At 63.0% G+C, this 6,621-nt stretch carries 7 protein-coding genes; 4 read left to right on the forward strand and 3 right to left on the reverse strand.

What is annotated here, in order from left to right:
• Positions 1–5: 5 nt before the first annotated feature.
• Positions 6–911 carry an acetylglutamate kinase gene (gene argB / locus GYA94_RS21200; protein WP_009681993.1) on the forward strand — a complete coding sequence of 302 codons (906 nt, stop codon included), beginning with the start codon at positions 6–8 and terminating at the stop codon, positions 909–911.
• 154 nt (positions 912–1,065) lie between these two features.
• Here the strand turns inward: argB and pyrE are convergent, their stop codons facing one another.
• A complete protein-coding gene (gene pyrE / locus GYA94_RS21205) occupies positions 1,066–1,707 on the reverse strand; it encodes an orotate phosphoribosyltransferase (RefSeq protein WP_161893048.1) in 642 nt (213 codons plus the stop codon).
• An 80-nt stretch (positions 1,708–1,787) separates the two neighbouring features.
• Here pyrE and crc point away from each other — a divergent pair, with 80 nt between their 5' ends.
• A complete protein-coding gene (gene crc, locus GYA94_RS21210; RefSeq protein ID WP_003253401.1) occupies positions 1,788–2,567 on the forward strand; it encodes a catabolite repression control protein Crc in 780 nt (259 codons plus the stop codon).
• Positions 2,568–2,770: 203 nt separating this feature from the next.
• Here crc and rph read toward each other — a convergent pair whose 3' ends face one another.
• Positions 2,771–3,493: a ribonuclease PH gene (gene rph, locus GYA94_RS21215; RefSeq protein ID WP_009681991.1), complete on the reverse strand. Its 723-nt coding sequence runs from the start codon at positions 3,491–3,493 to the stop codon at positions 2,771–2,773.
• Between the two features lie 205 nt (positions 3,494–3,698).
• Here rph and GYA94_RS21220 point away from each other — a divergent pair, with 205 nt between their 5' ends.
• Positions 3,699–4,562, forward strand: coding sequence for a YicC/YloC family endoribonuclease (locus GYA94_RS21220; protein ID WP_009681990.1), 864 nt, complete (start codon positions 3,699–3,701; stop codon positions 4,560–4,562).
• Positions 4,563–4,575: 13 nt separating this feature from the next.
• Positions 4,576–5,196: a guanylate kinase gene (gene gmk, locus GYA94_RS21225; protein ID WP_110676179.1), complete on the forward strand. Its 621-nt coding sequence runs from the start codon at positions 4,576–4,578 to the stop codon at positions 5,194–5,196.
• A 135-nt stretch (positions 5,197–5,331) separates the two neighbouring features.
• Here gmk and GYA94_RS21230 read toward each other — a convergent pair.
• A partial coding sequence (locus GYA94_RS21230; protein WP_161893049.1) for an APC family permease occupies positions 5,332–6,621 on the reverse strand: 1,290 nt, incomplete at its 5' end.

Consider the following 6,621-nt stretch of genomic DNA (forward strand, 5'->3'; position numbering starts at 1 on the left):
CCTGCATGACCCTCGATCGCGATGCCGCTTCCCATGTAGCCGAGGTTTTGTCCGAAGCGCTGCCCTACATCCGCCGCTTTGTCGGCAAGACCCTGGTGATCAAGTACGGCGGCAACGCGATGGAGAGCGAGGAGCTCAAGACCGGCTTCGCCCGTGACATCGTGCTGATGAAAGCGGTCGGTATCAACCCGGTGGTCGTCCACGGGGGTGGCCCGCAAATCGGCGACCTGCTCAAGCGCCTGTCGATCGAAAGCCACTTCATCGACGGCATGCGTGTGACCGATTCGGCGACCATGGACGTGGTGGAAATGGTGCTGGGCGGCCAGGTCAACAAGGACATCGTCAACCTGATCAACCGCCATGGCGGCAGCGCCATCGGCCTGACCGGCAAGGACGCGGAGCTGATCCGCGCGCGCAAGCTGACCGTCAGCCGCCAGACCCCCGAGATGACCACCCCGGAAATCATCGACATCGGTCACGTGGGCGAAGTGGTGAGCGTGAACACCGACCTGTTGAACATGCTGGTCAAGGGCGACTTCATCCCGGTCATCGCGCCAATCGGCGTGGGTGTCAACGGTGAGTCCTACAACATCAACGCCGACCTCGTGGCCGGCAAGGTGGCCGAAGCGCTGAAGGCCGAGAAGCTGATGCTGCTGACCAACATTGCGGGCCTGATGGACAAACAGGGCCAGGTCCTGACCGGCCTGACCACGGAGCAAGTCAACGAGCTGATCGCCGATGGCACCATCTACGGCGGCATGCTGCCGAAGATCAAGTGTGCGCTGGATGCAGTGCAGGGCGGCGTTAACAGCTCGCACATCATCGACGGCCGCGTGCCGAATGCGGTGCTGCTGGAGATCTTCACCGACAGCGGCGTGGGCACCCTGATCACCAACCGCAAGCCGCGCTGAGTGATCGGTTAGCGTGTTTTGGCCCCTTCGCGGGCACGCCCGCTCCCACAGGGATAGCGCCTTGTGGGAGCGTGCCCGCGAATAGGCCGAAACAGGCGGCACAAAAAAAGGCGACCTTCACAAGAAGGTCGCCTTTTTCATTTCCGGGCCAGGATCAGATCCCGTACTGCGCCCGGTAAGCTTCGACAGCCGGCAGGTGCTGCTTCAGTTGTGGGTCGTCAGCCAGGAACTCCAGCACCTGGGTCAGCGAAACGATGCTGACCACTGGAATGCCGAAGTCACGCTCCACTTCCTGGATAGCCGACAGCTCGCCATTGCCACGTTCTTCGCGGTTCAGCGCGATCAGCACGCCGGCGGCCTTGGCCTGCTGGGCGTTGATGATCTGCATGACCTCACGGATGGCAGTGCCGGCGGTGATCACATCGTCGATGATCAGCACATCACCGGCCAGCGGTGCGCCAACCAGGCTGCCGCCTTCGCCGTGGTCTTTGGCTTCCTTGCGGTTGAAGCACCATGGCACATCGCGCTGGTGCTGGTCAGCCAGCGCCACGGAAGTGGTCGCCGCCAGCGGAATGCCTTTGTATGCAGGGCCGAACAGCACATCGAACGGGATCTTGCTGTCGACGATGGCGGCGGCATAGCAGCGGCCCAGTTCAGCCAGGGCGGAACCGGTGTTGAACAGGCCGGCATTGAAGAAATACGGGCTGGTACGCCCCGATTTCAGGGTGAATTCACCGAAACGCAGTACCCCGCGATCGATGGCAAAACGGATAAAGTCGCGCTGATACGGCTGCATGAATAGTCCCGGACACCACGGATTTAGCTAAATGGGTTGAGCTCGGGTATCATACACGCACGAGATTTATGGGGCCATTTATGCGGATCATCAGTGTGAACGTTAATGGCATTCAGGCTGCGGCCGAGCGTGGTTTGCTCAGCTGGCTTCAAGCCCAGAATGCCGACGTCATCTGCCTTCAGGATACCCGCGCCTCGGCCTTTGAACTCGATGACCCAGCTTTCCAGCTCGATGGCTATTTCCTTTATGCCTGCGACGCGGAGGTGCCAGCCCAAGGTGGTGTGGCCCTTTATTCGCGCATGCAGCCCAAGGCAGTCATCACCGGCCTGGGCTTCGAGACAGCCGACCGCTACGGGCGTTACCTGCAAGCAGATTTCGACAAAGTCAGTATTGCCAGCCTGCTACTGCCTTCGGGCATGAACGGCGACGAAGACTTGAACCAGAAATTCAAGTTGATGGACGACTTCGCCAAGTACCTGGACAAGCAGCGCCGCAAGCGCCGCGAGTATATCTATTGCGGCTCGTTCTACGTGGCGCAGCAGAAGCTCGACATCAAGAACTGGCGCGACAGCCAGCAGTCGCCTGGCTTCCTGGCGCCGGAGCGTGCGTGGATGGATGCGATCACGGGCGAGATGGGTTACGTCGACGCCCTGCGCGAAGTCAGCCGTGAAGGCGACCAGTACAGCTGGTGGCCGGACAACGAGCAGGCCGAGATGCTCAACCTGGGCTACCGGTTCGACTACCAGATCCTCACCCCGGGTCTACGCCGCTTCGTGCGCAACGCCCGCCTGCCGCGCCAGCCGCGCTTCTCGCAGCATGCGCCGCTGATTGTCGACTATGACTGGACGCTGACTATCTGAAGGCCATTGGGGCTGCTTTGCAGCCCCGTTCGCGGGCACGCCCGCTCCCACAGGTACGGCGCTACCAGTGAAAGCGCCGCGATCCCTGTGGGAGCGGGCGTGCCCGCGAACGGGGCCACAGAAAATCTATGTGATCGGCCGCCAGATCAGCGGGCCCAGCAGCGCGGAGAGGTGGCAGAACATCTGCACCTCTCCGGCTGGTCTCAATCGGCCAGCGCCGCCTGCTGCAGCTCGAAGATTTCGGTCATGCCTTTCTGCGCCAGGGCGAGCATGGCGTTGAAATCTTCCGGCTGGAACGGCGCGCCTTCGGCAGTGCCCTGCACTTCGATGAAGCCGCCCGCGCTGGTCATGACCACGTTCAGGTCGGTTTCGGCAGCGGAATCTTCCAGGTAGTCCAGGTCGAGCACCGCTTCGCCCTGGTACATGCCGACCGAAACGGCAGCGATCATGTGCTTGAGCGGGTTACCGCCCTTGAGGCCACCGCGCTTCTTGATTACTGCCAGGGCGTCGCACAGGGCAACCATGGCACCGGTGATGGACGCGGTACGGGTACCGCCATCGGCCTGGATCACGTCGCAGTCGACGTACAGGGTGATGTCGCCCAGCTTGCTCATGTCCAGTGCGGCACGCAGAGAGCGCCCGATAAGGCGCTGGATTTCCAGGGTGCGGCCACCCTGTTTGCCGCGGCTGGCTTCCCGCTGGTTACGCTCACCGGTGGAACGCGGCAACATGCCGTACTCGGCGGTCAGCCAACCCTGGCCCTGGCCTTTCAGGAAGCGCGGCACACCGTTCTCCACGCTGACCGTGCAGATGACCTTGGTGTCACCGAACTCGACCAGTACCGACCCTTCGGCGTGCTTGGTGTAGTTGCGGGTGATGCGGATCGAGCGGAGCTGATCGGCGGCGCGACCACTTGGACGTTTCATCTGGGATACCTGTACTGGGACTTTGAATCTGGCGAGCATTATAGAGCCGCAAGCCCGGTGAGGACATGCCTATTGTCGCGCGCAGACGGCCCGTCGCCTTTTCCTACCCCGACCACCACCTACCGGTAACATAGGCCGATTGGGCGCCACGCCCCCACTGCGCTACAATCCTGCGCCGTTCACTTATCCAAGCGAGGTACTCCCCATGGTGCATAGCATGACCGCTTTTGCGCGTGTCGAGCGCGCCGGCAGCCAAGGCACCCTGGTCTGGGAGCTGCGTTCGGTCAACCACCGTTACCTGGAGCCGCACCTGCGCCTGCCCGAGGCCCTGCGCGACCTCGAAGGCGGCGTGCGTGAAGGCCTGCGCCAAGGGCTGTCACGGGGCAAGGTGGAATGCACCTTGCGCCTGAATGAAGACAGCACCGGCAAGCCGCTGAAGGTCGACCGCGAGCGCGCCGCACAACTGGTCGCCGCCGCCGAAGAAGTGGCCGGGCTGATCAGGCAGCCAGCCCCGCTCAACCCGCTGGAAGTGCTGTCGTGGCCCGGCGTGCTGGTAGCCGATACCAGTGACCCGCAGGCACTCAACGCCGAAGCCATGGCGCTGTTCGACGAAGCCCTGGCCGAACTCAAGGCCGGGCGCCAGCGCGAAGGCCAGGAACTGGCGCGCCTGATCAACGAGCGCCTGGACAGCATGGCCGGTGAAGTCACGACGCTGCGCGCACTGGTGCCGCAGATGCTCGCGGCGCAGCGGCAGAAAATCCTCGACCGCTTCGGCGACATGCAGGCAGAGCTCGACCCACAGCGCCTCGAGCAGGAAATGGTGCTGCTGGCCCAGAAAAGCGACGTGGCCGAGGAACTCGACCGCCTCAGCACCCACGTTACCGAAGTACGCCGTGTGCTCAAGGGGGGCGGCGCCGCCGGCCGGCGCCTGGACTTCCTGATGCAGGAGCTCAACCGCGAGGCCAACACCCTTGGCTCCAAGGCCTTCGACCCACGCAGCACGCAGGCGGCGGTCAACCTGAAGGTATTGATCGAACAGATGCGTGAACAAGTACAGAACATCGAGTAAGGCCACCCCAACCATGAACCACAACAGCGGCACCCTCTACATCGTCTCGGCCCCTTCCGGCGCCGGCAAGACCAGCCTGGTCAACGCCCTGATCAAGGAAGACCGGCAGATCCGCGTCTCGGTCTCGCACACCACCCGCGCCATGCGCCCGGGCGAGCAGCACGGGGTGAACTACCACTTCGTCGTGCACGAGGAATTCAAGGCGTTGATCGCACAGGGTGACTTCCTGGAGCATGCCGAAGTGTTCGGCAATTTCTACGGCACGTCGCGCAGCGCACTGCAGCAAACCCTGGACGAGGGCTATGACCTGATTCTGGAAATCGACTGGCAAGGCGCCCAGCAGGTTCGCCGGGTGATGCCCGATGCGTTATCGGTATTCATCCTGCCACCGAGCCAGCAGGCGCTGCGCCAGCGCCTGGACGGGCGCGGGCAGGACAGCGAAGAGATCATCGATGGGCGCATGAAAGAAGCGGTCAGCGAGATGGTGCACTACGACGAGTACGACTACGTGATCATCAATGATGATTTCGACGAGGCGCTGGAGGATTTGAAGGCGGTGTTCCGCGCCAACCGCCTGGTGTTGAGGAAGCAACAGCAACGCAACAGTGGGCTGCTGAAAGAATTGCTCTCCTGAGAGACCGCACGGGGCTGCTTTGCAGCCCAATCGCCGGCAAGCCAGCTCCCACAGGTGCCTCACACTAGCTGAGAACTGTGGAGATCATGTGGGAGCTGGCTTGCCGGCGATTGGGCCGCATCGCGGCCCCTTGCTTTATTCCTGCAAAGGCAGGGTAGCCTGCTGGCGCAGGGTAGCCCCCAGGAAATACGCCGGCGCACGCAGGCGTGACAGCATCATCAGCCCGATGCCCAGCACCGAGATGATCGCGGCAATCACGAACACCAGCCCCACCCCGCCCACATGCGAACCGCTGCCGAAGTCCGGCGACGCGCTGTCGATGGCGGTACGCGCGAAGATCACCGACAGAATCACCCCACCCACCAGCGGGCACATGCCACGCATGAGGAAGTGGCGCACGCTGCTGAACAGGCTGCCGCGGAAATACCAGACGCAGGCAAACGCCGTCAGCGAATAGTAGAAACAGATCATCATGCCCAGCGCAGTGATGGTATCGGCCAACACGTTTTCGCTCAGCGTACGCATGGTCACGTAGAACAGGCCCGCCGCCACACCTGCACAAATGGTGGCGTAGCGTGGGGTCTGCGAGCGTGGGCAAACGCTGGCGAACTTCGGCGGTACTGCGCCGTAATAACCCATGGCCAGCAGCGTGCGCGCCGGCGCCACGAAGGTCGATTGCAACGAGGCTGCGGTACTGGCCAACACGGCAATGGACATCAGGATCGCCAGCGGCCCCATCACCGGGCCGGCCAGGTGGGCAAACACGTTCTCCTGGATGCGCGGGTTGTTGAGCCCCAGGCCGGTTTCGCTAATGCCGGCAAACTGCAGGGTGGCAATGGCAGTGAACAGGTACAGGCCGAGGATCAGCATGACGGTCAGGGTGGCAGCCTTGCCCGGCACCTCTTCACTGCCAACCGACTCTTCGCTGACGGTCAGGCAGGTATCCCAACCCCAGAAGATGAAGATCGACAGCGACAAGCCCGCGGCAAAGGCCGAGAACGACTCCACGCCGAATGGGTTGAACCAGGCCAGGTCGAACGCCATCGGCGGTGGCGCGGTGGTGCCGCCGAACGCGGCGAAAGCGAAGCCGACCAATACCAGCAGTTGCAGGGCCACCAGGCCATACTGCACGGTCATGGTGGTGGCCATGCCCCGGCAGCAGATCCACACCGCTAGGGCGATGAACACACAACAGGTGACGATGTTGATCAACAGGTTGTCGGCCAGCCCCGCCAGCGCGTGCCTGCCGGTGATCTGGCCGAGGAACAGGTAGAAGAAGTCGACCGCCACCCCCGCCAGGTTGGACAGCACGATGGTGGTGGCAACCACCAGCCCCCACCCCCCGATCCAGCCGATCATCGGCCCGAAGGCCCCAGCCGACCCGGTAAAGGAGGTGCCGCTGTCCGGCTCTGCCGTGGTCAGTTC

This window comes from Pseudomonas juntendi (assembly GCF_009932375.1).
Classification (GTDB): domain Bacteria; phylum Pseudomonadota; class Gammaproteobacteria; order Pseudomonadales; family Pseudomonadaceae; genus Aquipseudomonas; species Aquipseudomonas juntendi.